Source organism: Neisseria weixii (assembly GCF_002327085.1).
In the GTDB taxonomy this organism is placed as follows: domain Bacteria; phylum Pseudomonadota; class Gammaproteobacteria; order Burkholderiales; family Neisseriaceae; genus Neisseria; species Neisseria weixii.
Genome location: NZ_CP023429.1, coordinates 1,988,106 through 2,014,909, shown reverse-complemented (window position 1 = coordinate 2,014,909; position 26,804 = coordinate 1,988,106). Strand labels below are relative to the sequence as shown.

Here is a 26,804-nt window from a genome sequence, read left to right as displayed (position 1 = left end):
TTGCAAAGGTCTCGGCCCGAGCCGATTTAATTGACCGAAGTGCTAGGAATTTCAGTATAATAGCGCCCAAATTTTTCCCTAACTTTTCTTGATAAAGATAAACATGAATACTTCAGATAACAATATGTTTGAGTGCATTTTCAAATTGCGCGAAAACGGCACCAATGTGCGCACGGAAGCGATGGCGGGTTTAACCACCTTCCTGACCATGTGTTACATCATCATCGTTAATCCTTTGATTTTGGGCGAAGCGGGCATGGATGTCGGCGCGGTATTCGTCGCCACCTGTATCGCTGCGGCCATCGGTTGTTTTGTGATGGGTTTTGTCGGCAATTATCCGATTGCGCTGGCTCCGGGCATGGGCTTGAATGCTTATTTCACTTTTGCCGTGGTAAAAGGTATGGGTGTGCCTTGGCAGGTGGCTTTGGGTGCGGTGTTTATGTCGGGTTTGATTTTTATCTTCTTCAGCCTGTTTAAAGTGCGCGAAATGCTGGTGAACGCGTTACCGATGGGCTTGAAAATGTCGATTGCATCCGGTATCGGCCTGTTTTTGGCCTTGATTGCGCTAAAAGGCGCGGGCGTGATTGTGGACAATCCGGCCACTCTGGTCGGCATGGGCGATATTCACCAGCCGTCGGTATTGCTGGCGTTGGGTGGTTTTGCGGCGGTGTGCGTGTTGAGCCACTTCCGCATTAAAGGTGCGATTATCATCACCATTTTGGGCATTACCGTGTTGTCCAGTCTGATGGGCTTGAGCGAATTCAAAGGGGTGGTCGGCAGTGTGCCGAGCATTGCGCCTACTTTTATGCAGATGGATTTTGAAGGTTTGTTCACCGTCAGCATGATCAGCGTGATTTTTGTGTTTTTCTTAGTGGACTTGTTCGACAGCACCGGCACTTTGGTCGGCGTGTCGCACCGTGCGGGCTTGTTGGCAGACGGCAAACTGCCGCGCCTGAAACGCGCTTTGCTGGCTGATTCAACCGCGATTGTGGCCGGTGCCGCTTTGGGTACGTCGTCAACCACGCCTTATATCGAAAGTGCATCGGGCGTGGCAGCGGGTGGCCGCACGGGTTTGACTGCCGTCGTGGTCGGCTTGCTGATGCTGGCATGTTTGGTGTTCTCACCGTTGGCGCAAAGCGTTCCGGCCTTTGCCACCGCACCGGCTTTGCTATACGTCGGCACGCAGATGTTGCGCAGCGCCACCGAAATCGATTGGGACGACATTACCGAAGCCGCCCCGGCCTTTTTAACCATTGTATCCATGCCGTTTACTTACTCTATTGCAGACGGTATCGCAGTGGGCTTTATCAGCTATGCGGTGATTAAATTACTGTGCGGCCGTGCCAAAGAAGTGCCGCCGATGGTGTGGATTGTCGCCGTATTGTGGGCATTGAAATTCTGGTACATGGGTGGCTGATTTACGCTGCTGGAAAATGCTTCAAACAGGCCGTCTGAAAGTAATATGTTTCAGACGGCCTGTTTTTATAGTCGTTGAAAATAGAAATAATACGGCGTTGCCGCGACCTTATGTACTCGGTGTACACGGCGGTCGCTGTCGCCTTGTCTTACTTTCTATTTTCAGCGGCTATATTGTTATAAACAACTGAATAAACGGTTTTGTATGAAAATAATTCAAGTAAAATGCTATTTAGAGTAAAAATCCGTCAAATAGGCCGCCTGAAAAATAGTTGCCGGTTTCAAGTATTTATTAACAGAATTTAACTGAAAGGGGATACGTATTTAAAATCGCTCGACAACCTAACCGATTATTTGTTGGAATCAGTCGAAAAAATCGTTGCTTTCGATTATATATAAATTAAATGATTTTAAATAATAAAATACAATGAGTTATGCGTTAATTTGGTTTGTGTTCAGACTGTTTCTAATTAAGTTGTTTATTTTTAATCGATAAAAGTTATCAAGTGGGTTGAAAAAATATTTGACACACAAAAAATTATGGCTTAGATTTAAATCAAAGAAAAACTACATGAAACTACATCATACAAAGGAACCCGCCATGATTTCCTGCGCGATTTTGCCGCCGCCTCTTCATTTCAACGAAATCTTCTCTTTGTCCGCCGCTGCTTTCGGTTTGTTGCCCGTTAAAGCCGTCACGCGTTAAACGTTAAATCGGTTCATTCTCTCGCCGTATCTTTCTGTCTGTGGGATTTTAAAAATCCAAAAAACTTGAAAAAACTTGAATAATTTTCAATAAGCAGTAGCCGGGTTTGCTGCGGTTGGATTAAACTCAGATGTTAACTGTTTATTGAAAATGATTTTAGTCAATCAAAGCTTGATTTGACAACGATGTGATTGATAGGAGGAGAAGAATGATGACCCAAGCTTCAGCTGGCCTGCGTTTCCGTCAAACCGTCCAAGAATCTAATCCGTTGGCGGTGGTGGGCTGCGTTAATGCTTATTTTGCCCGTTTGGCCACCCACAGCGGCTTTAAAGCGATTTATCTGTCCGGCGGCGGCGTGGCTGCCTGCTCTAACGGTATCCCGGATTTGGGTATCACCACCATGGAAGACGTGCTGATTGATGCGCGCCGCATTACCGATAATGTGGATACGCCTCTGCTGGTGGATATTGATGTGGGTTGGGGCGGTGCATTCAACATTGCGCGCACCATCCGCAATTTCGAGCGTGCCGGTGTGGCTGCGGTACACATTGAAGACCAAGTGGCGCAAAAACGTTGCGGTCACCGTCCGAACAAAGCCATCGTATCTAAAGAAGAGATGGTTGACCGCATTAAAGCCGCCGTTGATGCGCGTGTGGATGAAAACTTCGTCATCATGGCGCGTACCGATGCGCTGGCGGTAGAAGGTTTGGATTCGGCTATTGAGCGTGCGCAAGCCTGTGTGGAAGCCGGCGCCGACATGATTTTCCCAGAAGCGATGACCGAATTGGGCATGTACAGACAATTTGTTGATGCGGTGAAAGTGCCGATATTGGCCAACATCACCGAATTCGGTTCAACGCCGCTTTACACCCAGCAGGAATTGGCTGAAAACGGCGTGCAGCTGGTGCTGTATCCGCTCTCCACCTTCCGCGCAGCCAGCAAAGCGGCATTGAATGTGTATGAGGCGATTATGCGCGACGGCACGCAAGCCAATGTGGTCGATACCATGCAGACCCGTGCGGAATTGTACGAACACTTGGGCTACCATGATTTCGAGCAGAAATTAGATCAATTGTTTCAAAAATAAATAAAGCCGTAGAAATAGAAGTTGTTGGATTTTCAGACGGCCTGTTCCCGGCGGAAAGGCCGTCTGAAAAATAATCATATTAAAAAGCAATCAATAGGAGAAACATCATGACAACCGAGACCCCAACTTTCAAACCTAAAAAATCCGTAGCCCTATCGGGCGTAGCGGCCGGCAACACCGCGCTGTGTACCGTCGGTAAAACCGGTAACGACTTAAGCTACCGCGGTTACGACATTCTTGATTTGGCCGAGCATTGCGAATTTGAAGAAGTGGCGCACTTGCTGATTCACGGTCATCTGCCGAACAAATACGAATTGGCTGCCTACAAAGAAAAACTGCAATCTTTGCGCTGCCTGCCGATTCGCGTGATTAAAAATCTGGAAAACCTGCCGGCACACACACACCCGATGGACGTATTGCGCACAGGCGTATCGATGTTGGGCTGCGTTCACCCTGAGCGTGAAAACCAACCGGAAAGCGAAGCGCGCGACATTGCCGACAAACTGGTGGCCTGCCTAGGCAGCGTATTGCTTTACTGGTACAACTACTCGCACAAAGGCAAAGCCATCAGCGTAGAGAGCGAAGAAGAAACCGTCGGCGGCCACTTCCTGCACCTATTGCACGGCAAGCGCCCGACTCCTTCGCAAGTAAAAGCCATGCATGTTTCTTTGATTTTGTATGCAGAACACGAATTCAACGCATCAACCTTCACCAGCCGCGTGATTGCCGGTACCGGCTCTGATTTGTACTCTTGCATCACCGGCGCTATCGGTGCCTTGAAAGGCCCGAAACACGGAGGCGCGAACGAAGTCGCCTACGACATCCAGAAACGCTACCGCAACGCCGACGAAGCCGAAGCCGACATCCGCGAACGCATCGGCCGCAAAGAAATCGTCATCGGCTTTGGCCACCCCGTGTATACCGTGTCCGACCCGCGCAACGTCGTCATCAAAGAAGTCGCGCGCGACCTGAGCAAAGAAGCCGGCGATATGCGCCTGTTTGATATTGCCGAACGTTTGGAAAGCGTGATGTGGGAAGAGAAGAAAATGTTCCCGAATCTGGACTGGTTCTCTGCCGTGTCTTACCAAAAACTGGGCGTACCTACTGCGATGTTCACCCCGTTGTTTGTGATTTCGCGTACCACCGGTTGGGCAGCACACGCCATTGAGCAGCGCAAAGACGGCAAGATTATCCGCCCGAGCGCGAACTACACCGGTCCCGACGATATTCCGTTCGTGCCGTTGGACGAGCGTTAATCAAAAAGCCGATAAGCTCTTTTCGTGCCTTAATGCGAAATCAGCTTATCGGCTATCGGTTTTCAGACGGCCTAAAAGGTGTACAGGCCGTCTGAACACATCGATCGGAATAAGTTAAAATAATAATAAAAACATCAAGAGATTGGCACATGAACACAAAAGACGCGCTGCTGATGGCTGCTGTGGTCGGCATTTGGGGCATTAATTTTTTCTTTATGAAAACCGCCCTGGTCGATGTGCCGCCGATGGTGCTGGGTTTGTTGCGGTTTTTATTGGTGATTTTCCCGGCAGTATTTTTCATTAAACCGCCGAAAATCGCTTGGTATTGGCTCGCGCTTTACGGTATAGCCATCAGCTTCGGCCAGTTCGGGCTGATGTTTACCGCGTTGCAATTGGGTATGCCGACGGGCTTGGCCGCCTTGCTGGTGCAGCTTCAGGTGTTTCTCACCGTCTTGGTGGCCGGTGTGATGATGGGTGAACCGGTGTTGCGCCATCATCTTTTGGGTATGTTTGCTGCGGCGGTGGGGCTGATGCTAATCGGCATCGGCCAATATCAAGGCAATATGCCGTTGGTGGCTTTACTGGTGGTAGTTGGCGCGGCGGCTTCTTGGGCGGTCGGCAACATCGTGGTGAAATACATCGGGCAGGTGAACCCGCTCTCATTGGTGGTGTGGGGCAGTTGGTCGGCTTTGGTTGCATTTACCGCCGTTTCTTTGATGATGTATGGTGCCGATGGTTTGGTTTCTTACACGCTGTCACTCAGCGGCTGGGGCATAGCAAGCATTTTGTTTTTGGCCTATGTGTCGAGTTTGGTCGGCTACACCGCGTGGGGCGATTTGCTCTCGCGTCATCCGGCAGGCAAGATTACCCCGTTTGCGCTGTGTGTGCCGGTGATTGCATTGCTGGTCGGCTATATCTTCTTAGGCGAACGCTTGGGCGCATGGCATTGGGCGGGTATAGTGGTGGTGATGGCCGGTTTGCTGATTCATGTGTTCGGCAGCAAATGGTTAGGCCGTCTGAACAAATAAAAAAAGGATAACAAAATGCCTCATTTAACCGTTGAATACGGCGGCGTAGAAATGCCGCAAGAAGCCTTGCCTGAATTACACCAAACCTTATTAAACAGCGGTTTGTTTGAAGAACACGATTTGAAAATCCGTCTGTGCCGCTATGAGCAAGCAGAGTATTTGGTCGGCGGCACCAAACAAGCCTTTGCCCATCTGACCTTACGTTTGCTGGAAGGGCGCAGCGAAAGCGCCCAAGCCGAATTGAGCCGCGCCTTGGCCGAAACCGTGCAAAAATTGACCGCACAAGCACCGAGCATACAGATCAGCGTGGATTTGTGCGGCATGGTTCGCACCACCTACACCAAAACCCACCGTTAATCAAACAGGCCGTCTGAAACCAACTTAAAGCGCAATCATCATGAGCAAAGATTGGAATCCGCAACACCATCAGCGTTTTGAAAAAGAGCGCAACCGCCCGCCAGCTGAATTGTTGGCACGGATTGCGGACATTCAAGCGCAACGGATAACCGATTTGGGCTGCGGTTCGGGCAGCAGCACCGCTTTGTTGCGCCAAGCATGGCCGCAAGCCGAAATTACCGTGGACAGTTCGCCTGCCATGCTTGCCGCCGCGCAGGAAAAGTTACCCGATTGCCGTTTTGTTTTGCAGGATTTTCACGACTGGCAGCCGCAAATGCAGCAAGATATTGTGTTTGCCAATGCGTCGCTGCAATGGTCGGATACCCCGCAAACGCTGTTGCCGCACCTGATTCGCCAGTTAAATCAAGGCGGTGTGTTGGCGGCGCAAATGCCGGATAATTTGGATGAGCCGTCGCACTTTCTTATGCGCGACACCGCCGCGTTGCCCAAATGGAAAAATTTAACCCAAGCCACCGATAGCCGTCCGCCGGTGTGGGATGTGGATCGTTATTATGATTTACTGGCGGCACAAGGTTGCGAAGTCGATGTGTGACGCACGGTGTATTACCACGTTTTGCCGGATACCGCCGCCATCGCCGATATGTTTGCCAGCACCGCATTACGCCCTTATTTGGCGTGTTTGGAGCAAGCGCAACAAGGCGAATTTATACAGGCATACATTGAGCAGTTAAACCGACATTATCCGCGCCGACATGATGGCAATGTGTTGCTGGCGTTGCCGCGCATGTTTATCGTGGCGTATAAATAAAGGGCAGGCCGTCTGAAAGCGGTTGCCGACATATAAAACTATTTTTTCAGACGGCTTTGGAGTTAAAGCAGGCCGTCTGAAACCCCAAGCAGTCAAGCAGAAGAAAAACACAAATCACTGGAGATATCACCATGTCTAACCAAATCTATAAAAAACCGTTACCTGATACCAATCTGGAATACTTCGACGCACGTGCCGCGTGTGAAGACATCCGCCCCGGCTCATACGACAAGCTGCCGTACACCAGCCGCATTCTGGCAGAAAACCTGGTCAACCGCGCCGACAAGGTGGATTTGGCCACGCTGCAAAGCTGGCTTGGTCAATTGATTGACAATAAACAGGAAATTGACTTTCCATGGTATCCGGCGCGCGTGGTGTGCCACGATATTTTGGGTCAAACCGCCTTGGTAGATTTGGCAGGTTTGCGCGATGCGGTTGCCGAAAAAGGCGGCGATCCGTCCAAAGTGAATCCGGTGGTTCAAACCCAGTTGATCGTCGATCACTCGCTGGCGGTGGAATGCGGTGGATATGACCCTGATGCTTTCCGCAAAAACCGCGAAATCGAAGACCGGCGCAACGAAGACCGTTTTCATTTCATCAATTGGACCAAAACCGCCTTTGAAAACGTGAATGTGATTCCGGCGGGCAACGGCATCATGCACCAAATCAATCTGGAAAAAATGTCGCCCGTTATCCAAGTGAAAAACGGCGTGGCTTTCCCCGATACCTGTGTCGGCACCGACTCGCATACGCCGCATGTGGATGCGCTGGGCGTGATTTCCGTAGGCGTGGGTGGTTTGGAAGCGGAAACTGTGATGTTGGGACGCGCGTCGATGATGCGTTTGCCGGATATTGTCGGCGTAGAATTGACCGGCAAACGCCAGCCGGGCATTACCGCTACTGACATCGTGTTGGCTTTGACCGAATTCTTGCGCAAAGAACGCGTGGTGGGTGCATTTGTCGAATTCTTCGGCGAAGGCGCCGACAGCCTGTCGATTGGCGACCGTGCCACCATTTCCAACATGACCCTGAATTCGGCGCGACTGCCGCCATGTTTGCCATCGACCAGCAAACCATTGATTACCTGAAACTGACCGGCCGCGACGAAGCACAAGTGAAATTGGTGGAAACCTACGCCAAAACCGCCGGTTTGTGGGCAGAAGCGCTGAAAACCGCCGAATATCCGCGTGTGTTGAAGCTTGACTTGTCGACCGTGACCCGCAATATGGCCGGCCCGTCGAATCCGCACGCCCGTTTCTCAACCACCGATTTGGCTGCCAAAGGCATTGCCACCCCTTACGAAGAACCGACCGATGGCAAAATGCCGGATGGTGCGGTGATTATTGCGGCGATTACCTCATGTACCAACACGTCCAACCCACGCAACGTGGTGGCCGCTGCTTTGCTGGCACGCAACGCCAACCGCTTGGGCTTGAAACGCAAACCATGGGTAAAAACCTCATTTGCGCCCGGCTCGAAAGTGGCAGAAGTGTATCTGAAAGAAGCAGGTTTGCTGCCGGAAATGGAAGCTTTGGGTTTCGGCGTAGTCGGTTTTGCCTGTACCACCTGTAACGGCATGTCAGGCGCGCTCGATCCGAAAATCCAACAGGAAATCATCGACCGCGATTTGTATGCCACCGCCGTGTTGTCGGGTAACCGCAACTTCGACGGCCGTATCCACCCGTATGCCAAACAAGCTTTCTTAGCCTCTCCGCCGCTGGTGGTAGCCTACGCGATTGCCGGTTCGATTCGCTTCGACATTGAAAACGGCGTATTGGGCGTGGCAGACGGCAAAAAAATCCGCCTGAAAGACTTGTGGCCGAGCGACGAAGAAATTGATGCCGTGGTGGCCGGGTTTGTGAAGCCGCAGCAATTCCGCGATATTTACATTCCGATGTTCGATACCGGTGCTGCCGAGCGTGCCCCTAGCCCGCTGTACGACTGGCGTCCGATGTCGACCTATATCCGCCGCCCACCGTATTGGGAAGGTGCATTGGCAGGCGAGCGTACGTTGAAAGGCATGCGTCCGCTGGCGATTCTGCCTGACAACATCACCACCGACCACTTGTCGCCGTCAAACGCGATTCTGCCGACCAGTGCGGCTGGTGAATATTTGGCGAAAATGGGTTTGCCGGAAGAAGACTTCAACTCTTACGCCACCCACCGCGGCGACCATTTGACCGCCCAACGCGCTACCTTCGCCAACCCTAAACTCTTCAACGAGATGGTGAAAAACGAAGACGGCACCACCAAGCAAGGTTCGCTCGCCCGCGTGGAGCCGGAGGGCCAGGTAATGCGCATGTGGGAAGCGATTGAAACCTATATGAACCGAAAACAGCCGCTGATTATTATCGCCGGTGCCGACTACGGGCAAGGCTCAAGCCGCGACTGGGCAGCCAAGGGCGTGCGTTTGGCCGGTGTGGAAGCGATTGTTGCCGAAGGTTTCGAGCGTATCCACCGTACCAACCTGATCGGCATGGGTGTGTTGCCGCTCCAATTCAAAGAAGGCACCAACCGCCACACGCTGGCCTTGGACGGCACCGAAACCTACGATGTCATCGGCACACGCGAACCGCGCTGCGATTTGACCTTAGTGATTCACCGCCGAAACGGTGAAAAAGTAGAAGTGCCGGTTACCTGCCGCTTGGATACCGCCGAAGAGGTGTTGATTTACGAAGCCGGCGGCGTGCTGCAACGCTTCGCGCAAGATTTCTTGGAAGGTGCGGTAGCGTAAAAACATTCAGACGGCCTTTTGATAAAAAGGCCGTCTGAATAAAAATATTCCTGTTTGCTTGAAGGGTTTTATTTTGATACTAATATTAAAATATTGCATTTGACATAAATAAACAGGGGCTTAGGAAGCAAAAATATTAAATTGGGTTATTTCGAAGCATCTTCATTAATATTTCACCTAAATCTTCATGCCGATGGTTAAACCTAAACTCCGTTTCTTTGAGATGCAGATAAAACATCTCTTTGGAAATACGATGGAATTTAGTCAAACGGCCCTTAGCATAACTCCAAAAAGATTCAATACCATTGATATGCTACTTCCCGCGAGCAAAATCATTGGAATCGTGATGTACACGGTAATGCTTCTCATGGCCCATATCGACAAGACCGTCATATGCTTTCCAGCCGTCAGTATTGATTTTACTGTGAGCAGATATGTGGCCACGTATAACCTTGATTAGTGAAGCTTTCGAAGCGTCGGGAACGATTTCCATATAGACCACACCATTGCGTTTCAGTATGCCGAATACGATGGTTTACCTGAAGGCCCGCGCCCGCGCTTACCTCTGACACGTCGTGCGCCAAAGTAAGATTCATCTAATTCGGCCACCCCGGACGGTGGTGAGCTTTGTTCGCACAGAGCAGCAATCCTGTGTCTGATTTTCAGGAAAATAGAATTGATACTGCGGACACTGATGCCGGTCATTTTAGCGGTATCGGAAGCGGTCAAATCAAGAGCGAAACAGCGGATTATTTCTCTAAACTTCTGCTCTGAAATTTTGCTGAACTTTTGATACTTATTTTTTGTTTTCATATTAGTATTAGGAGCTTATCAGGCTTTTTGATGATTTTGTTTCCTAAGCCCCATAAATATTTAAACGAACTTTAATGTACGACGGCATTGGGCTGTACAGGGTGGTTGTCAACCCGCCGTTTTACAGGCTGTCTGAAAACAGACAGGTCCGAAACAAACGGAGGAATTCACATGCCCAACCTGTTTCTAACCTCATCGTTTGCCGATGTTGCCGCGCTGTTCCCTGAGTTTGCAGGCAATCCCGCAGGCCGTAGCGTTGCTTTTATCCCTACAGCCAGTATGGTGAAAGCATACCGCGGCTATGTGGATGACGGTCGTCACGCTTTGCGCTCGCTCGGTATGGCCGTCGAAGAATTGGACATCGCTGCCGCACCCGTTGAACATATTGTCCGAACCCTGCAACAAAGCGGCTATATTTATGTATCAGGCAACACTTTCTGCCTGTTGCAGGAAATGCGCCGTAAAAATGTCGACTGCATGCTGGTCGGCCACCTCAGTCAAGGCAAAACCTATATCGGCGAATCCGCGGGTACGCTGGTTTTAAGCCCCGATATCGCCTGCTACGCACCGATGGAAAATCCTGCCGCCGCGCCCGAACTCAAAGGCACAAAAGGCTTGGCACTTATCCCGTTTTACCCGCTCGTGCATTATCGCAGCGAACCCTTCGTTGAAGTCTGCGAAAAAATAATGGCCGCACAGCAGGGCAGATTAGACATCCGTCCCATTACGAACCATGAACTGTTCGCCGTCAGAAGCGGAGTTGTAGAAAAATGGACGGTGGCAAAGGCCGTCTGAACCCAAACAAGAAAAACAAGGAGAATCCAAATGCCGCAAATAAAAATCCCGGCCGTGTATTACCGCGGCGGCACATCCAAAGGCGTATTTTTCAAACGCACCGATTTGCCCGAAGCCGCACAACAAGCAGGCGAAGCGCGCGATAAAATCCTGTTGCGCGTGTTAGGCAGCCCGGATCCTTACGGCAAACAAATCGACGGTTTGGGCAATGCCGGCTCGTCCACCAGCAAGGCCGTGATTTTGGATAAATCCGAACGCGCCGGCCACGATGTCGATTATCTGTTCGGTCAAGTGTCGATTGACAAACCATTTGTCGATTGGAGCGGAAACTGCGGCAACCTCACCGCTGCCGTGGGCGCATTCGCCATTTCACAAGGCTTGGTTGATTCGGCCAAAATCCCTTCAGACGGCATTTGTACCGTCAACATCTGGCAGAAAAATATCGGCAAAACCATCATTGCCCATGTGCCGATGCAAAACGGCGAAGTGTTGGAAACCGGCGATTTTGAGCTCGACGGCGTGACCTTTCCGGCTGCCGAAGTGCAAATCGAATTTATCGATCCGGCCGATGGCGAAGGCAGCATGTTTCCGACCGGCAATGTGGTCGATGATTTAGAAGTTCCGAATATCGGCACGTTCAAAGCCACCATGATTAATGCGGGCATCCCCACCATTTTCCTGAATGCTGCCGATTTAGGCTATACCGGCACCGAGTTGCAGGATGACATCAACAACGATCCCGCCGCTTTGGAAAAATTGGAAACCATCCGCGCATACGGCGCAGTGAAAATGGGCTTGATTCAAGACGTTGCCGAAGCCGCCACGCGCGCGCATACGCCGAAAGTGGCCTTTGTCGCGCCACCAACCGATTACACCGCTTCCAGCGGCAAAACCATCCGGACAGGCGATATTGATTTGCTGGTGCGTGCCATGAGCATGGGTAAATTGCACCATGCCATGATGGGCACGGCTTCCGTTGCCATCGCCACTGCAGCCGCCGTTGAAGGCAGCTTGGTGAACTTGGCCGCAGGTGGCGGAAAACGCGATGCCGTGCGTTTCGGCCACCCGTCCGGCACTTTGCGCGTGGGTGCATCGGCCGAGTCGGTTGAGGGCCAATGGGCCGCCACCAAAGCCGTCATGAGCCGCAGCGCGCGTGTGATTATGGAAGGCTGGGTACGTGTGCCGGATGATACGTTTTAAGGCAGTTTGTAATTAGGTTTGATGATGATAGGCCGTCTGAAACGGGAGGTTTCAGACGGCCTAATTTTCACCCAACAGTAACTTGGAAATAAACTAACGAATCCGCTGGCGCAGCCGAACGTAGCAGGATTTTGGCAGAGTAAAAGGCTCGTTGTCTGAGACGCCCTAAGCGGCGGATTCAGCCTGCTGCCAAAATCTTGCGTAGTAAAGAAAGTCTGTCTTAAAGGGCGAACCTGCAACTGCGGCCGCCTTTCTTTTGTCTACTTTTTGCGAAGCTAAAAGTAGGTGGTTGCGCGGCCATGAAGCGCAAACATTAAATCTACAGAAATAGCCGATAAATCTGATCAATTAAAATTTGAGAAAATACTTCCGCCGTAGTGTTAAAAAAGTGATGTTTATTTGTTTGCATAGACAAAAGGCCGTCTGAAACCTAAAAACTTTCAGACGGCCTTTTGTCTTTTCAATCAATAAGTTTTACAATATGCGCCGAACCAAAACTATTAAACGCAAAGGACACAAACATGGCACAATTTTTCGCCATTCATCCCGATAATCCTCAAGAACGCCTGATTAAGCAAGCCGCCGACATCGTGCGCAACGGCGGCATGATTGTTTACCCCACCGATTCCTGCTATGCGCTGGGTTGCCAACTCGGTGACAAAAACGCGATGGAAAAAATCCTGCACATCCGCAAAATTGACCAAAAACACCATCTGACCTTGATGTGCGGTGATTTAAGCGAATTGGGCACGTATGCCAAAGTGGACAACAGCCAGTTCCGCCAGCTCAAAGCCGCTACGCCGGGCAGCTACACCTTTATTTTGGAAGCCACCAAAGAAGTGCCCAACCGCACCATGCACCCAAAACGCAAAACCATCGGCCTGCGCGTACCCGACAACAAAATCGCCTTGGCTTTGTTGCAAGAATTGGGCGAACCTTTGTTGAGCTGCACCTTAATGCTGCCCGAAGACGATGAACCGCTGACCGATCCCTACGAAATCCGCGACCGCTTGGAGCACAGTGTCGATTTGGTGATTGACGGTGGCTGGTGCGGCACCGAGCCGACTACCGTGATTGACATGACCGACGGCACAGAATTAATCCGTGAAGGCAAGGGCGATAAAGGGTTGTTTGGCTTGTAAAATTTGCTGAAAAAGGCTGCTGAAAAGTGATGTTTCGGAAGGCCTGACACATGAAGCTGTTAAGATGAAAGGAAAACCGTGAAAACGATAGGCATTATCGGCGGTATGTCGCCTGAAAGCACAGTGATTTATTATCAGGAAATCAACCGCTTGGTGAATCAAAAAGCGGGCAGTAACCATTCTGCGCCGATGGTGATGCTGAGTGTCGATTTTGAAGAAATCGTACGGCGCCAGAAAAGCGGTGCATGGCAGGAAACGGGTGAAATTTTAGCCGAAGCGGCGGTTAAGCTTGAGAGCATTGGTGCACAAGGAATTTTGTTGGCGACCAATACCATGCATAAAAATGCGGCCGAAATTCAGGCGGCGGTGCAAATACCGTTTTTACATATACTGGATGTCACAGTTGAAGTGATTAAAGCACGGGGCATTAAAAAGATAGGCGTTTTGGGGACGTTATTTACCATGCAGGATGCATTTTACAGAGAAGGCCTGAAGCAGCGCGGTATTGAGATGGTGGTTCCTGATGAACAGCGGCAAGCGGAAGTCCACCGTATTATTTTTGAAGAGCTGTGCTTGGGAAAGATTTTGCCTGAAAGTCATGATTTTTATTTAGAGACTGTGCATGATTTGGCTGAACAGGGGGCCGAGGGGATAATTTTGGGTTGCACCGAAATCGGCCTTTTGATTCGGGAAGGCGATCATAAACTACCGTTTTTCGATACGGCTGCATTGCATGCGCAGGCGGCGGCAGAATTTGTGTTAGGGAAGTAGGTGCTTCCCGATTCTTTACGCGCCTTGAATCCCCACCTTATGCCCATATCTGCAAAATCTGTTATATTCTTGACTATCTGGCGGTTCAGACGGCCTTGATATTCGAAAAGCTGTTTCCTAAAACAGCTTTCTACGGAGCGAAAACCATGTTTCAGAATTTTGATTTAGGCATTTTTTTACTGGCGGTGCTGCCGGTGTTGCTGGCGATTACGGTGCATGAGGCCGCACACGGCTATGCGGCGCGTTATTGGGGTGACCATACCGCCGAGCAGATGGGCAGGCTGACGCTGAATCCGTTGGCGCATATTGACCCGATCGGCACGGTGGTGGTGCCGGCGGTATTGTTTTTTACGACCGGTTTTATGTTCGGCTGGGCAAAACCGGTGCCGGTGATTCCGCGTAATTTCCGTGATGCGCGTTTGGGTATGCGTACGGTGGCGATTGCCGGGCCGTTGTCGAATCTGGTGATGGCGTTCGGCTGGGGATTGGTGGCGGTAGCGGCTGTGTATGCGCCTGAATCGTATCAGTTTCCGATGTCGAAAATGGCGCAATTCGGTATTTCCATCAATGCGGTACTGTTTGTGCTGAACATGCTGCCGGTGCCGCCTTTGGACGGTGGCCGCTTTGTCGACAGCTTTCTACCGGCGAAGCAATCCATACAATACCGCAAGATTGAGCCTTACGGCACTTGGATTATCTTGATTTTGCTGATGACCGGTGTGTTGTGGACGGTAATCGGGCCGATGGTGAACTTGATTATATCGTTGGTGGCAGGATTTGTCGGCTTAATCATCTAAAAAGCTGAGGCCGTCTGAAGATTCAGACGGCCTTGTTGTATGTGGATTGGTAGATTATCCTAAAAATCGAGGCTGATTTGTTCGGCGTTGGATCCATCGACAGGGGCGAGTAAATCCAGTTTGCGGTTGCGGATTTTGTTTTTGCGCATACTCAACAGGCGCATGACTTGGTGTTTCTGGTCGTCGCTCATCTGCTGCCAATAGAGCCGCTCTTCACGGCTGCGCAAACAGCCCTTGCAATAGCCTTTGGCATTGGCTTCGCATACGCCGATACACGGGCTGGGAATGGTGAAGAAGTCGGGCTGTTGCATGGCAGGGAAAAATGTCATTTTTCTGTCATGGTAGGTGGTTATTGATGTAAAGTCAATGAGATACGCAACAACCGATAGGCCGTCTGAAAGCAGAATATGTTTTCAGACGGCCTTGTCATGAAGCAAAACATTTTACACGGTTTGCGAATATTTCGCCGTGGTTTCTTTATGGCGCAAGTGGTAGTCGAACACCATAGCAATATTGCGAATCAGGAAACGGCCTTTCGGAGTCACAGTCAGGCCGTGCGGCTTCAAGCGCAGCAAGCCGAGTTCCGCCAGATTCTGCAAATCAGCCAATTCATCGGCAAAATATTGGTGTAACGGAATGCCGAACACGCTTTCGTAAATTTGGAAATCCAATGAAAAGCGGCACATCAAATCTTGAATGATGTTGCGGCGCAATAAGTCGTCTTGGTTTAACTGGTAGCCGCGCATAATCGGCAATCGGCCTTCATCAATGGCGGCGTAATAAGCGTCGATGTCGCGCTCGTTTTGGGCATAGGTGCTGCCGATTTTGCCGATGCTCGACACGCCGATGGCCACCAAATCGCAATCGGCATAGGTTGAATAGCCTTGGAAATTGCGCTGCAACCAGCCTTCTTTCAGGGCGATGGAAAGCTCGTCGTCAGGTTTGGCAAAGTGGTCCATGCCGATGAATACATAGCCGCGGCCGGTCAGGGTTTGCACGCAATATTGCAGCATATCGAGTTTTTCTTCGCTACCCGGTACGGCATTGGTATCGATGCGGCGTTGCGGTTTGAAAATATGGGGCAGGTGGGCATAGTGATACAGTGCCAAACGGTCGGGATCGAGGCTGAGCACGGTATCGATGGTGGCTTTCATGCTTTCTACCGATTGATGCGGCAGGCCGTAAATCAAATCGACGCTGACGGATTTGAAGCCGGCTTTGCGCGCGGCATCAATCACCTCTTTGGTTTCTTCAAAGCTTTGAATGCGGTTGACCGCTTCTTGCACTTTCGGGTCGAAATCCTGAATGCCTACGCTCATGCGGTTGAAGCCGAGTTTGCCGAGGTTGTGTACCGTTTCGCGGCTGACTTTGCGCGGGTCGATTTCGATGGAGTATTCACCGTTGGGCATGAGTTGGAAATGCTTGCGAATCATCTTAAACACACGCTCAAGCTGGTCGTCGCTTAAAAAAGTCGGGGTGCCGCCGCCGAAGTGAAGTTGCGCCAATTGATGACGGCCGTTGAGATGCGGGGCGAGCAGTTCCATTTCACGCTCGAGATACTCAATATAAGCATCGGCGCGGATTTTGTCTTTGGTGATGATTTTGTTGCAGCCGCAGTAATAGCAAATGGTATTGCAAAACGGAATGTGAATATAAAGCGATAAAGGCTTATTGAGCGCGCCCAGACCGCGTAAATGCAGCGCATGGGTGTATTCGGCTTCGCGGAAACCATCGTGGAAGCGGTCGGCGGTGGGGTAGGAAGTATAGCGTGGGCCGCTTGTCGGAAGCTTGGCAATTAAATCGCGGTCGAATTCTGGTAGTTCGTTGTTTTGTATCGGGATTATTTTCATGATGGTCGTGTTGTGTTATATTTTGTTTAACGAATTAGTAAAACTCGATTTAGTTTGCTAGAATGCCACATTATGATAAACCTGTCTTGATATGAGTCAAGGGAAGCTCAGTCAGAACAAGAAGTTTTATAACAAAGGTGTTTGTTTTATGGCCGCACACAATTCTACACATCAATTGAAAGCACTGTGTTCCACGTGTTCCTTGCGTGAACTTTGTTTGCCCGTTGGTCTGATGCCTAACGAATTTTCCCAATTGGATGCCGTTATCCGTCAGAGCCGCCGTCTGAAAAAAGGCGAGTATCTGTTCCGTGCCGGCGAGCCGTTTACTTCTTTGTTTACCATTCGTGCCGGTTTTTTTAAAACCACAGTGGCAAGCCAAGACGGTCGCGACCAAGTAACCGGTTTCTTTATGTCGGGTGAGTTGATCGGCATGGACGGCATTTGTTCGCATGTTCATAGCTGTGATGCCGTGGCCTTGGAAGACAGCGAAGTGTGTGAATTACCGTTTGCACATATGGAAGAGTTAGGGCAAAACATTCCAAGTCTGCAAACCCATTTTTTCCGCTTAATGAGCCGCGAGATTGTACGTGATCAAGGCGTGATGCTGTTGTTGGGTAATATGCGTGCCGAAGAGCGATTGGCTGCGTTTTTGTTGAATTTGTCGAATCGTTTGTATTCGCGCGGTTTTGCCGCCAATGATTTCATTTTGCGCATGTCGCGTGAGGAAATCGGCAGCTATTTGGGTTTGAAATTGGAAACTGTCAGCCGCACGCTGTCGAAGTTCCATCACGAAGGTTTGATTGAAGTGGAACACAAGCATATCAAGATTCTTGATTCGCGGGCTTTGAAAAAAATGGTGTCTGGCTGTGCGCATGCTATGTAAGGCTTGGACATTAAAAGAAAGGCCGGTTTGAAACTTCAGACGGCCTTTTGATATTTTAAGCAAATATGAACGCTTTAAATAGAAAAATCTTCCACAATCGGCGCATACAAAATACGATCGATGGTTTCGCGGTTTAAGTGCGGGGCGAACATTTTGATAAAGTCATAAGTATAGCCGCGCAAATAAGTATCGGAACGGATGGCAATCCATGTGGGTGACGGTTCAAACAGGTGGGCGACATCAATCAATTCCAAATCCTGATCGGCTTGCGGATCGTAAGCCATTTTCGCCATCAAGCCCGCGCCCAAGCCCAGTTTGACATACGTTTTCAATACATCGGCATCGGCTGCAGCCAAAGCTACCTCCGGCTGCTCCAGCTTGGCTTTGCTAAAGGCACGTGCAATGCTGCTGCCGGAATGGAAAGCAAATTCATAAGTAATCAGTGGAAAGCTGGCTAAATCTTCAATGCTGAGCGGATTCCTACAATCCAGCAAAGGATGGTTTTTCGGCACTACCACGGCATGATTCCAATCGTAGCAATTGAGTTTGTGCAATTCAGGGTGGTCATCGAGCTTTTCGGTGATGATGGCGATGTCGGCTTCACCGTTGCTGACCATTTGCGCAATAGCCGAAGGGCTGCCCTGTTTAATGGTAAGGTTAACCTTGGGATAACGCTTCATAAAATCTGCCACAATATGCGGTAGAGCATAACGAGCTTGTGTGTGTGTAGTTGCGATGGTGAGTGCGCCGCTGTCGTGGTCGGTAAACTCGTTACCGATGTTTTTGATATTTTGCACGTCACGCAAAATACGCTCGGAAATTTCTAACACTGCTTTGCCCGGTTGTGAAACCGAAACCACGCGTTTTCCGCTGCGGATGAAAATCTGAATGCCCAGCTCTTCTTCTAATAATCGGATTTGCTTAGAAATGCCCGGTTGGGAAGTGAACAGTGCGTCGGCGGCTTCGGAGACATTCAGGTTATGGCGGTAAACTTCGAGCGCGTAGCGTAATTGTTGTAATTTCATGGTGTTTGAGTTGTGGATATTGTGCGACAAATATGGCGTAATTTAGCATATTTTATTTAATTTTGTCGGCAGGAATCAGGTTTCTTTGGGAAGTTTTTGTTTTTTCAAGAAGTATCTAAATTTACTATGAGAAAGTATTAAAGAGAAACGGTCTCACTTTAAAATGGTTGTTGCTTTTGCGCAACGATAGCGTAAACCTTGCGGGGATTTATCCATAAATAAATGACACAAGATTGATTTTTCGGCATGATTGGTAATCAGGAAGCAGGCAGTTTCATGATTATTCAGAGGCATTGAGTATTGACAGTTTGCCCTCCGCTTCTTTATAGTGCAACCTGATATATCCGATTTGCCGCCATTTTATATGCTGCGGCCTGTATATTGGTAAATTTGCAGCGACGCATTACAGCATCCGTTGCATAACAATTTTGATGAGGGAATAAAATGACCAAACAGCTGAAATTAAGCGCATTGTTCGTTGCCTTGGTGGCTTCTGGCACCGCAATGGCAAGTGAAGCGCATACCAAGCACGGTTACACCGTAAGCAGCAAATCTCAAGAAGTCGTGCGCAACAGCTACGGCGAGTGCTGGAAAAATACCTACTTCGACAAAGCCACTCAAGGCCGTGTTGAGTGTGGTGATGCTGTTGCTAAAGTTGAAGAGCCAGAATATGCTGACGAAACTGTTTCATTGTCTGCTAAGACTTTGTTCGGCTTCGATAAAGACATCCTGCGTCCTGAAGCTCAAGAAAACCTGAATACTTTGGCCCAACGCCTGAGCAACACCAACGTACAAACCGTACGTGTTGAAGGCCATACCGACTTTATGGGTTCTGAGCAATACAACCAAGCATTGTCTGAGCGTCGTGCTAATGTTGTGGCTAACTACTTGGTTAACCGCGGTGTTGCTTCTAACAAGATCTCTGCTGTAGGTTTGGGCGAGTCTCAAGCTCAAATGACTGCAACTTGTGAAGCTGAAGTCGCTAACTTGGGCAAAAAAGTTTCTAAAGCAAAACGTCGTGCTGCTTTGATTGCATGTATCGAACCAGATCGTCGCGTTGATGTAAAAATCCGCAGCGTAGTGACTAAGCAAATTGCTCCGGGTACCGTTCAAGGTGAACGTCCTGCTGTTGATGAGGGGTGGATTCCTTCTCCATACAACGGTGTACACGGTTACGCTAAACCTTAATTAGGTTTTAAAAAAACCGCGTATGAACTGACCCCAAAAAGCCGGACAGTTTAATCAAGCGGTTTTCAAGGACTGAATCCTGTACTGTACAGGACTCAGTCCTTTTAATTTGAGCTTAATCCTCTCGTGGTTGTAATAATGAATATACTCATGCAAGGCTGTTTCCAATTCGGTAACAGAAGCATATTTGCAGGTATGGAAACATTCCGGCTTCAACGTTCCAAAGAAACTTTCCACCGCCGCATTGTCCAAACAGTTTCCCTTACGGGACATACCCTGCACTAATCCTTTGTCTTTTAACTGTTGTTGATAAAAGGGCATTCGATACTGCCCCCCTGATCCGAATGCAGTATCGGCTTTTCAGACGGCATTAATGTCTTAAACGCCTCTTTCAGCATCTTGCCGGCCAAATCGGAAGCCGGCCGGGTTTGGATACGGCAGCTGACGGTTTCCCCGTTAAACAAATCCGTCACCGGCGGCAGATACAGCTTCCCTCCTGCAACATTGAACCCGGTAACGTCCGTAACCCATTTCTTATTCGGTCTTTCCGCTTTGAAATGGCGTAGCAGGATATTGGGCGCAGTTCTACCGCCCCTCCTTTAAACGGGCGGTATTTGCGTTGCCGTATCACTGCCCTCAGGCCCATCTGCGCCATCAGGCGGCCGGCTGCCTTGTGGTTGGCCGATGTCCCTGTATGACGGATGGCCGCCGTTATCCTGCGGTAGCCGTACCGTCCTTTGTGTTGCCGGCAAACAGTGAGGATATGCTGTTTCAAACCGGCATATTTGTCTTCTGCCGATTGAGCAGCCAATTGGTAGCAGAAGGTACTGCGCGGCAGTCCGGCAATTGTCAGCAGCAGTTTCAAAGGATAGTCCTGCCTTAATCCTGCGACGATCCGGCTTCGCTCTGCCGCACTCCGTCCTCCCGGATTAAGGCATCGGGCTTTTTTAAGACGGCCGTCCCTGCACGAAGGTAAAGCAGTTCTTCCATCAGCCCTTCTTTGGTTTTGAGATGGCCGGCTTTTGGGGCGGCCTCAGGTTGCTTGGGCTTCTTCACAGGCTTCCTGCCTTCCGGTTTGGCTTTCAAACCGCCGGTGCCGTATTGGCGGTACCGACACAGCCATTGGGTGAGTAGGGAACCGGTCGGCAGGTTCAACCGGGCGGATGCCCCTTTTTGGGACAGCCCTTCATTTATGACCATTCTGACGGCGTTCGACTTGAAATCCAAAGGATAAACGGTAATACCCGACCATCGGTTGATGCCGTCCCCTCCATGAAGAACATAACGGGTTGCCCGTTTGCGTACGGCAGCATGGCCTAAGCAAAAAACTTTGGCTGTATGTTTTTCACCATGTCCCTCTAAATAGTAGTTTACTACTTGCAACTTGAATCCGTTTGAATACTTTGCCATAAAAAAACTGCACCTCATAAGTTGGGGATGGTGTCCAACTTTTGGGGTGCAGTTCAGTTGGCGGGGTTTTTTTATTTTTTTATTGCTGGCGATACTGATGGTAAATTGGGTTTATATTGATTTCAGGCAGTCTGAATCATAAACGGCATGGTTTGATCTGATTAACTGGCGACGCAGGCAATTGACTTTGCGATAAAATGATAAGATAGATTAAATAATTCAATCATTTGTATAAAAATTATTTTTTAACACATGGTTAGAGTTGTTTCCATTTTTATAATGTGGTTTACTTTTTTGGGAAGTCTAAATGACGGAATTTGATTTTATTCGAAAATACCTGCAAAACCAGCAGCAAGACCATCAAGTTGTACTGGGTATTGGCGATGATGCGGCGATTGTACGTCCTCAGGCCGGGTGTGATTTATGTTTTAGTGCGGATATGCTTTTGAAAAAAAAGCACTTTTTCGAAAGTATTACGCCCGAAAATTTGGCGTGGAAGGTATTAGCGGTCAATATTTCGGACATGGCGGCGATGGGCGCAAAACCAAAATGGGCTTTGTTAAGCGCCGGCTTGCGTGAATTGGATGAAGATTGGTTGCGTCGTTTTTGCAACAGTTTTTTTGATTTGGCGCAACGCTTTGGTGTTACCTTAATCGGTGGTGATACTACCCGTGGTGATTTGGTTTTTAATGTCACAATTATCGGTGAGTTGCCGCAAGGGCAGGCTTTGCGGCGTGATGCAGCAAAAGTCGGCGACGATATTTGGGTTTCCGGAAAAATCGGCTTGGCCGCTTCGGCTTTGAATTGTGTGTTGAAACAATGCGATTTGCCATCTGAAATTTTTCAGCAGTGTGAAGCAGAATTGCTCAGACCTATGCCGCGTGTGGCGTTGGGGCAGGCGATATTGAATGTGGCGCATGCCGCGCAAGATGTTTCAGACGGTCTGGCTCAGGATATCGGCCATATTTTGGCTGCTTCGAATGTCGGTGCGGAAATTTGGGCAGATGAGGTGCCGACTTTGCCGTCATTAAAAGCAGTATTGCCTCGTGAACAATGGTTGCAATACACCTTAGCTGGTGGCGATGATTATGAGTTGGTGTTTACTGCGCCGCAAAATTATCGTGAAGCATTATTGGCTGCTGCGCAAAAAAGTGACACACCGATTACACGCATCGGTAAAATTACGGATACAGGTCGTCTGAAAGTGGTAAACTCCGTTTCAGACGGCACGGAAATTGCATTAATTTCTTTAGGATTTGATCATTTTGGCTGATTTTAAACCAACGTTTTTATGGTTGAAACAAAAACCGTTGTGCTTTCTGGCATTCGGTTTCGGCAGTGGCCTGGCACCGGCTGCACCGGGCACATTCGGCACGCTTTCGGCCTTGCCCATTGCGTTTATACTATCTTTGTCGGGCATTACCGGCTGGTGGCTGGCCTTGATTTGCTTGGGTCTGTTTGTTTGGGGTATCCAGATTTGCAATCATACTGAAAAAGAATTGGGTATTCAGGATTACGGCGGTATTGTGTGGGACGAAATTGTCGCCATGCTGCTGATTTTAGCGTTTGTGCCGTTTAAATGGCACTGGTGGTTGGCGGCATTTGTCGTGTTCCGTTTGTTTGATGCTATTAAACCTTGGCCGATCAAATGGTTTGATGCCCGCGTTCACGGCGGTTTGGGCATTATGCTGGACGATATCATCGCGGCATTCATGACTTTGATTATTTTGCATATCACGGCATGGATTGTGTAAACAATCCGACATTTTGACCGGAAGCATATCTCGGCAAAATGCACGTCATCAAGATGATGGCTTTTTATAAAACTCACTAAAAAAATATTACCATACGGGGTAAACAACATGAATCAAATTGAAATCAATGTACAGTCACGCTATGTGGCTGGGCAAAGCGATGTCTATCGCGACCGTTATGCGTTCAACTATGTGATTACGATCTGTAATCGTAGCGACGAGGTGGTAACCTTGCGTCAGCGTTTCTGGGAAATCACTGACGGCCATGGCGAAACCGAGTCAGTCGGTCATCCGGGCTTGGTCGAAGAGCAGCCGGTTTTATATCCGGGTGAAGAATACGAATACAACAGCGGTTCGCAAATCAGTACGCCTTGGGGCAGCATTGAAGGCGCGTATGAATTTGAAAACAGTATTGGCAAACGCTTTATTGTCGGTGTGCCGAAACTGGATTTTAAAGCCGGTTTTACCTTGCAATAATTATATTGAAATGCCGTCTGAAATAATATCAGACGGCATTTTTTTGATAATTTGTTGCGTATTTCAATATAAATTTTTAAATTATGCAGTAAGTTTGGCAAAAATTAGCATAATTTTGGTATTTTATTTTTTATTTCAAAATAATAATTTAGCTGGTTGAAAGCCAAAATCATTCCTGATTGGCGATAATAAGTTGCGTACATAACATTGCAAAAATTAACGTTTTATGCTGAAATAAATCTACCTTAACAAAAATGACAAAGGAGAGATGTTGCTGGAGGCATTGAAATCATTCTTCGATGTAGTCAGTGGATGGGTCTGGGGGCCGGTTATGTTGGTATTGCTGGTCGGCACCGGCGTAGTGCTGACGTTTATGCTCAAAGGCTTGCAATTCAGCATGCTGAGCTACGCATTAAAACAAGCGTTCCGCCCGCATTCTAAAAAAGGCGGTCAAGACCATGAAGGCGACATTTCCCACTTCGGTGCGTTGATGACGGCTTTATCCGCCACTATCGGTACCGGTAATATCGCCGGTGTGGCCACTGCAGTGGTGGTCGGTGGTCCGGGCGCAGTATTTTGGATGTGGATTACCGCAATTTTCGGTATGGCCGCCAAATATGGCGAAGGTGTGTTGGCGGTAAAATATCGTGTGCAGAGCAGTAAAGGCGAGATGTCCGGCGGTCCGATGTATTACATCGAAAAAGGCTTAGGCAGCAAATGGAAGTGGATGGCCTATGCCTTTGCGCTGTTCGGCACATTCGCATCGTTCGGTATCGGCAGCTCGGTGCAGTCAAACTCAGTAGCCCAAGCGGTGCAAACCAGTTTTAATATCACACCTAGCCTAACCGGTGCAGTACTGACCTTGCTGACTGTGATTGTAGTATTGGGTGGTATCCGCGGTATTGCTAAAGCAGCTTCGGTGATTGTGCCGGTGATGGCGGTATTTTATGTGTTGGGTGGTTTGTTGATTATCCTGATGCACTTGGATATGGTTGCGCCTGCAATCGGCTTGATTTTTCGTGATGCTTTTACCGGTGAGGCAGTGGCCGGTGGTGCGCTCGGCATGGTGATCCGTTACGGTGTGGCGCGTGGTGTGTTCTCGAATGAAGCCGGTATGGGCTCGGCGCCGATTGCGGCGGCAGCGGCCAAAACCGACCATCCTGTGCGCCAAGCTTTGGTGTCGATGACCGGAACCTTCTTGGATACCATTGTGGTGTGTTCGATTACCGGCATCGTGTTGGTAATGGGATTGATGGGTGCAGGTGATGAGTTTGTGAAACCGGAGTTGAGCGGTGCTGCCCTGACTACCGTAACTTTCCAGCAATTACTGCCGGGTGTGGGCGGTTGGATTGTGACCATCGGTTTGATTTTCTTCGCATACTCAACCATTTTGGGCTGGTGTTACTACGGTGAAAAATGCGCGACTTATGTATTCGGCGATGGCTTTGCCAATATTTACCGCGTGTTCTATGTTGCCACCGTGATGCTCGGCACCGTATTGAGCTTGGATTTGGTTTGGTTGGCCGCCGACACCTTCAACGGCCTGATGGCGATTCCAAACTTGATTGCTTTGTTGCTGTTATCTAAAGTGATTGTCAGCGAAACCCTTGATTTTAAACAAAAAGTCAAAAACGGCGAGTTGCCACACTGATTAATGTGATGGATGAAAAGGCCGTCTGAAACGGAAATGTTTCAGACGGCCTTTTGTTATCCTTTTTGTATTTTTTATGTTTAGTGGATGAGGAAATAAATAGGCCGAGACTTTTGCAAAACCCTGGATTTGAGTGCAGTTCGACGTTGTAGCAGTACAGAAAGCGAAGACATATCATGAAGATAGGCAAACTTTCGAGCGGCGTGCAACGAAGAAGTGCCAAAAATAGGGATAGTGCAAAGCTCTCAGGGCGTCTGAAAACAAATCATTCAGAAGACGGCTTTGGGGTATTTGGAATGGTTTTATTTTGCCGTCACGCCCACGCGCACATAATCAATTTGCGTACAATAATCGTCACCACAAAAATCACCGCCATTACCGGAAAAGTAATGCCCAGCGGTGTTTCATCGGTTAAAAAATTGCGGTACAGCAGAAAACCGGCCAACCATAAGCCTAAGCCGACAAAATCAAATTCATGCTGTGAAGTGTCGTGTTTCAGCACAAAATAGTCGGCAATCAAAATTGCCACCATCGGCGCGAATACCGAGCCAATCATCAGTAAAAAGCTTTCAAATCGGGTGACGGGTAAGGTAATGGCCAAGATGGTGCCGATAACAGTCACTGCCGCGCCGACGTGGATTTCATTGGCTTTGCTGAAAATGGTTTTGCTGCTCACGCCGGCGGAATAGGCATCCAAATACGTGGTGGTGACGGTCGATAAAATCACCACCAACACGCCGCCGATGCCGATACCGGCCATCAAGAAAATCTTGGCAATATCCGATTCCTGCAAAAATAATACTGCACCCAAGCCCAATAAATACATCCATGTACTGGTTACAAAATACGCCAAAGCCGCCGCAATGGTGGCGGCTTTCGGGGTGGCGGCGCGGCGGGTGTAGTCGGCCACCAGTGGCAGCCAAGACAAAGGCATGACGGCAGAAAGCTCTACTGCCAAACCGAATGATATGTGCCCCTCAACCGTTTGCATGCCGCCGGTGTTGCCGAACACGCGCGTGCTTAGCCATAGCGTTACCAACAACATCAAGCCCAGCGAGATTTTTTTCAATAAACCCACATCACTGCCGCCGCGGTACAGCCAACCGACAATCAGCAGGCCGACAAATATTCCCCAAACCGCCGGTGAGCCGAAGCCCCACAGCGAATCACTTAATGCCGCCGCAATTTGCGCGCCGGTGTAAATCATAATTGCCGTCCAGCCGATGAGTTGCAGCACGTTGGCACTGGAAAACAATACCGAGCCGCGAATGCTGAATGAACGTTGAACCGTTTCCATCGCGCTTTTGCCGGTTTGCGCACCGATTAATGCTGCACAGAAAAATAACGAACAGCCAATAATGTGGCTGAGAATCACCGCCTGCACACCGCGTTCCCAGCCCAACGGTGCGAGAAATGTGCCGGTTAGGATTTCACTCAGGGAAACCGCCGCGCCGAACCAAATCAGGCCGCTGGCGGCGGTGGAAAGTTTGTTTGATGTCATGACGAATCCCGCAAGGGTGGCTGATAACAAGCGGATTATAAGGCTTTGATGTGTGAATGACCAGGCGGAAAAATGAATCGAAACACCGGTTGGTGGAGAGCTTGAATGTTTCAGACGGCCAAACAGAATAGTCAGGCCGTCTGAAAATATCAATC

At 49.3% G+C, this 26,804-nt stretch carries 24 protein-coding genes and 3 pseudogenes; 20 read left to right on the top strand and 7 right to left on the bottom strand.

The window, feature by feature from the left end; translation table 11 throughout:
• Positions 1–103 precede the first annotated feature (103 nt).
• From CGZ65_RS10215 to acnD, 9 genes and pseudogenes are all read left to right on the top strand, one after another.
• Positions 104–1,417, top strand: a complete 1,314-nt coding sequence (locus tag CGZ65_RS10215) for an NCS2 family permease (protein ID WP_096295732.1) — start codon at positions 104–106, stop codon at positions 1,415–1,417.
• Positions 1,418–1,987: 570 nt separating this feature from the next.
• On the top strand, positions 1,988–2,122 hold the full coding sequence (locus CGZ65_RS14775; protein ID WP_269768607.1) for a hypothetical protein: 135 nt from the start codon (positions 1,988–1,990) through the stop codon (positions 2,120–2,122).
• Positions 2,123–2,333: 211 nt separating this feature from the next.
• Positions 2,334–3,209, top strand: a complete 876-nt coding sequence (gene prpB / locus CGZ65_RS10210) for a methylisocitrate lyase (RefSeq protein WP_198345389.1) — start codon at positions 2,334–2,336, stop codon at positions 3,207–3,209.
• 107 nt (positions 3,210–3,316) lie between these two features.
• On the top strand, positions 3,317–4,465 hold the full coding sequence (gene prpC, locus CGZ65_RS10205; RefSeq protein WP_096295730.1) for a bifunctional 2-methylcitrate synthase/citrate synthase: 1,149 nt from the start codon (positions 3,317–3,319) through the stop codon (positions 4,463–4,465).
• A gap of 149 nt (positions 4,466–4,614) precedes the next feature.
• Positions 4,615–5,493, top strand: a complete 879-nt coding sequence (locus tag CGZ65_RS10200) for an EamA family transporter (protein ID WP_096295729.1) — start codon at positions 4,615–4,617, stop codon at positions 5,491–5,493.
• A gap of 15 nt (positions 5,494–5,508) precedes the next feature.
• Positions 5,509–5,850 (top strand): 5-carboxymethyl-2-hydroxymuconate Delta-isomerase, encoded by a 342-nt coding sequence (locus CGZ65_RS10195; RefSeq protein ID WP_096295728.1) that lies wholly within the window; start codon positions 5,509–5,511, stop codon positions 5,848–5,850.
• Between the two features lie 40 nt (positions 5,851–5,890).
• Positions 5,891–6,442 carry a methyltransferase domain-containing protein gene (locus CGZ65_RS10190; protein WP_199721245.1) on the top strand — a complete coding sequence of 184 codons (552 nt, stop codon included), beginning with the start codon at positions 5,891–5,893 and terminating at the stop codon, positions 6,440–6,442.
• A gap of 6 nt (positions 6,443–6,448) precedes the next feature.
• On the top strand, positions 6,449–6,658 hold the full coding sequence (locus CGZ65_RS14305; RefSeq protein ID WP_199721250.1) for a hypothetical protein: 210 nt from the start codon (positions 6,449–6,451) through the stop codon (positions 6,656–6,658).
• Between the two features lie 131 nt (positions 6,659–6,789).
• Positions 6,790–9,392 (top strand): annotated as a pseudogene (gene acnD / locus CGZ65_RS10185) (Fe/S-dependent 2-methylisocitrate dehydratase AcnD).
• Between the two features lie 136 nt (positions 9,393–9,528).
• Here acnD and CGZ65_RS10180 read toward each other — a convergent pair.
• Positions 9,529–10,205, bottom strand: a pseudogene (locus CGZ65_RS10180) (IS1595 family transposase).
• 171 nt (positions 10,206–10,376) lie between these two features.
• On the opposite strand from CGZ65_RS10180, the gene CGZ65_RS10175 reads away from it, so the two are divergent.
• The 5 genes from CGZ65_RS10175 to CGZ65_RS10155 all read left to right on the top strand — a co-directional run bounded on the left by CGZ65_RS10175 (position 10,377) and on the right by CGZ65_RS10155 (position 14,910).
• Positions 10,377–11,000 (top strand): Type 1 glutamine amidotransferase-like domain-containing protein, encoded by a 624-nt coding sequence (locus CGZ65_RS10175; protein ID WP_096295727.1) that lies wholly within the window; start codon positions 10,377–10,379, stop codon positions 10,998–11,000.
• Positions 11,001–11,030: 30 nt separating this feature from the next.
• Positions 11,031–12,200, top strand: a complete 1,170-nt coding sequence (prpF, locus tag CGZ65_RS10170; RefSeq protein WP_096295726.1) for a 2-methylaconitate cis-trans isomerase PrpF — start codon at positions 11,031–11,033, stop codon at positions 12,198–12,200.
• A 521-nt stretch (positions 12,201–12,721) separates the two neighbouring features.
• Positions 12,722–13,342, top strand: a complete 621-nt coding sequence (locus tag CGZ65_RS10165) for an L-threonylcarbamoyladenylate synthase (protein ID WP_096295725.1) — start codon at positions 12,722–12,724, stop codon at positions 13,340–13,342.
• 78 nt (positions 13,343–13,420) lie between these two features.
• The gene (locus tag CGZ65_RS10160; RefSeq protein WP_096295724.1) at positions 13,421–14,113 is read left to right on the top strand and encodes an aspartate/glutamate racemase family protein; all 693 of its coding nucleotides are present in this window, start codon (positions 13,421–13,423) and stop codon (positions 14,111–14,113) included.
• A gap of 146 nt (positions 14,114–14,259) precedes the next feature.
• Complete coding sequence (locus CGZ65_RS10155) at positions 14,260–14,910, top strand: site-2 protease family protein (RefSeq protein WP_096295723.1); 651 nt, start codon at positions 14,260–14,262, stop codon at positions 14,908–14,910.
• A gap of 59 nt (positions 14,911–14,969) precedes the next feature.
• On the opposite strand, the gene CGZ65_RS10150 is transcribed toward CGZ65_RS10155, so the two are convergent.
• Positions 14,970–15,221 (bottom strand): DUF1289 domain-containing protein, encoded by a 252-nt coding sequence (locus CGZ65_RS10150; protein WP_096296173.1) that lies wholly within the window; start codon positions 15,219–15,221, stop codon positions 14,970–14,972.
• A 132-nt stretch (positions 15,222–15,353) separates the two neighbouring features.
• Positions 15,354–16,760: an oxygen-independent coproporphyrinogen III oxidase gene (hemN, locus tag CGZ65_RS10145; RefSeq protein ID WP_096295722.1), complete on the bottom strand. Its 1,407-nt coding sequence runs from the start codon at positions 16,758–16,760 to the stop codon at positions 15,354–15,356.
• A gap of 148 nt (positions 16,761–16,908) precedes the next feature.
• Between hemN and fnr the strand changes: the two genes are divergently transcribed.
• Positions 16,909–17,643, top strand: coding sequence for a fumarate/nitrate reduction transcriptional regulator Fnr (gene fnr / locus CGZ65_RS10140; protein ID WP_096295721.1), 735 nt, complete (start codon positions 16,909–16,911; stop codon positions 17,641–17,643).
• Between the two features lie 74 nt (positions 17,644–17,717).
• Here the strand turns inward: fnr and CGZ65_RS10135 are convergent, their stop codons facing one another.
• A complete protein-coding gene (locus tag CGZ65_RS10135; RefSeq protein WP_096295720.1) occupies positions 17,718–18,668 on the bottom strand; it encodes a CysB family HTH-type transcriptional regulator in 951 nt (316 codons plus the stop codon).
• Positions 18,669–19,112: 444 nt separating this feature from the next.
• Here CGZ65_RS10135 and CGZ65_RS10125 point away from each other — a divergent pair, with 444 nt between their 5' ends.
• Complete coding sequence (locus tag CGZ65_RS10125; RefSeq protein ID WP_096295719.1) at positions 19,113–19,856, top strand: DUF561 domain-containing protein; 744 nt, start codon at positions 19,113–19,115, stop codon at positions 19,854–19,856.
• 54 nt (positions 19,857–19,910) lie between these two features.
• Here the strand turns inward: CGZ65_RS10125 and CGZ65_RS15375 are convergent.
• Both CGZ65_RS15375 and CGZ65_RS10105 read right to left on the bottom strand, forming a co-directional pair.
• Positions 19,911–20,601, bottom strand: a pseudogene (locus CGZ65_RS15375) (IS3 family transposase); the annotation flags it as partial.
• A gap of 134 nt (positions 20,602–20,735) precedes the next feature.
• Entirely contained in the window at positions 20,736–21,239 is a 504-nt protein-coding gene (locus tag CGZ65_RS10105; protein ID WP_232507430.1) for a helix-turn-helix domain-containing protein, read from the bottom strand.
• Positions 21,240–21,573: 334 nt separating this feature from the next.
• Between CGZ65_RS10105 and thiL the strand changes: the two genes are divergently transcribed.
• From thiL to CGZ65_RS10085, 4 genes are all read left to right on the top strand, one after another.
• Positions 21,574–22,539: a thiamine-phosphate kinase gene (thiL, locus tag CGZ65_RS10100; RefSeq protein WP_096295718.1), complete on the top strand. Its 966-nt coding sequence runs from the start codon at positions 21,574–21,576 to the stop codon at positions 22,537–22,539.
• Entirely contained in the window at positions 22,532–23,020 is a 489-nt protein-coding gene (locus CGZ65_RS10095) for a phosphatidylglycerophosphatase A family protein (RefSeq protein WP_096296172.1), read from the top strand. Before thiL ends, CGZ65_RS10095 begins: the two co-directional genes overlap by 8 nt.
• A 108-nt stretch (positions 23,021–23,128) precedes the next feature.
• Positions 23,129–23,497 carry a Co2+/Mg2+ efflux protein ApaG gene (apaG, locus tag CGZ65_RS10090; protein ID WP_096295717.1) on the top strand — a complete coding sequence of 123 codons (369 nt, stop codon included), beginning with the start codon at positions 23,129–23,131 and terminating at the stop codon, positions 23,495–23,497.
• 268 nt (positions 23,498–23,765) lie between these two features.
• A complete protein-coding gene (locus CGZ65_RS10085) occupies positions 23,766–25,148 on the top strand; it encodes an alanine/glycine:cation symporter family protein (protein WP_096295716.1) in 1,383 nt (460 codons plus the stop codon).
• A gap of 313 nt (positions 25,149–25,461) precedes the next feature.
• Here CGZ65_RS10085 and cytX read toward each other — a convergent pair whose 3' ends face one another.
• Complete coding sequence (cytX, locus tag CGZ65_RS10080) at positions 25,462–26,649, bottom strand: putative hydroxymethylpyrimidine transporter CytX (protein WP_096295715.1); 1,188 nt, start codon at positions 26,647–26,649, stop codon at positions 25,462–25,464.
• Positions 26,650–26,804: the final 155 nt, after the last annotated feature.

What these genes read in the sequence shown, in the direction of transcription:
- CGZ65_RS10215 (WP_096295732.1), top strand. Translation starts at nt 104, where the DNA reads ATGAATACTTCAGATAACAATATGTTTGAGTGCATTTTCAAATTGCGC.
- CGZ65_RS14775 (WP_269768607.1), top strand. Translation starts at nt 1,988, where the DNA reads ATGAAACTACATCATACAAAGGAACCCGCCATGATTTCCTGCGCGATT.
- prpB (WP_198345389.1), top strand. Translation starts at nt 2,334, where the DNA reads ATGACCCAAGCTTCAGCTGGCCTGCGTTTCCGTCAAACCGTCCAAGAA.
- prpC (WP_096295730.1), top strand. Translation starts at nt 3,317, where the DNA reads ATGACAACCGAGACCCCAACTTTCAAACCTAAAAAATCCGTAGCCCTA.
- CGZ65_RS10200 (WP_096295729.1), top strand. Translation starts at nt 4,615, where the DNA reads ATGAACACAAAAGACGCGCTGCTGATGGCTGCTGTGGTCGGCATTTGG.
- CGZ65_RS10195 (WP_096295728.1), top strand. Translation starts at nt 5,509, where the DNA reads ATGCCTCATTTAACCGTTGAATACGGCGGCGTAGAAATGCCGCAAGAA.
- CGZ65_RS10190 (WP_199721245.1), top strand. Translation starts at nt 5,891, where the DNA reads ATGAGCAAAGATTGGAATCCGCAACACCATCAGCGTTTTGAAAAAGAG.
- CGZ65_RS10175 (WP_096295727.1), top strand. Translation starts at nt 10,377, where the DNA reads ATGCCCAACCTGTTTCTAACCTCATCGTTTGCCGATGTTGCCGCGCTG.
- prpF (WP_096295726.1), top strand. Translation starts at nt 11,031, where the DNA reads ATGCCGCAAATAAAAATCCCGGCCGTGTATTACCGCGGCGGCACATCC.
- CGZ65_RS10165 (WP_096295725.1), top strand. Translation starts at nt 12,722, where the DNA reads ATGGCACAATTTTTCGCCATTCATCCCGATAATCCTCAAGAACGCCTG.
- CGZ65_RS10155 (WP_096295723.1), top strand. Translation starts at nt 14,260, where the DNA reads ATGTTTCAGAATTTTGATTTAGGCATTTTTTTACTGGCGGTGCTGCCG.
- CGZ65_RS10150 (WP_096296173.1), bottom strand. Translation starts at nt 15,221, where the DNA reads ATGCAACAGCCCGACTTCTTCACCATTCCCAGCCCGTGTATCGGCGTA.
- hemN (WP_096295722.1), bottom strand. Translation starts at nt 16,760, where the DNA reads ATGAAAATAATCCCGATACAAAACAACGAACTACCAGAATTCGACCGC.
- fnr (WP_096295721.1), top strand. Translation starts at nt 16,909, where the DNA reads ATGGCCGCACACAATTCTACACATCAATTGAAAGCACTGTGTTCCACG.
- CGZ65_RS10135 (WP_096295720.1), bottom strand. Translation starts at nt 18,668, where the DNA reads ATGAAATTACAACAATTACGCTACGCGCTCGAAGTTTACCGCCATAAC.
- CGZ65_RS10125 (WP_096295719.1), top strand. Translation starts at nt 19,113, where the DNA reads ATGACCAAACAGCTGAAATTAAGCGCATTGTTCGTTGCCTTGGTGGCT.
- thiL (WP_096295718.1), top strand. Translation starts at nt 21,574, where the DNA reads ATGACGGAATTTGATTTTATTCGAAAATACCTGCAAAACCAGCAGCAA.
- apaG (WP_096295717.1), top strand. Translation starts at nt 23,129, where the DNA reads ATGAATCAAATTGAAATCAATGTACAGTCACGCTATGTGGCTGGGCAA.
- CGZ65_RS10085 (WP_096295716.1), top strand. Translation starts at nt 23,766, where the DNA reads ATGTTGCTGGAGGCATTGAAATCATTCTTCGATGTAGTCAGTGGATGG.
- cytX (WP_096295715.1), bottom strand. Translation starts at nt 26,649, where the DNA reads ATGACATCAAACAAACTTTCCACCGCCGCCAGCGGCCTGATTTGGTTC.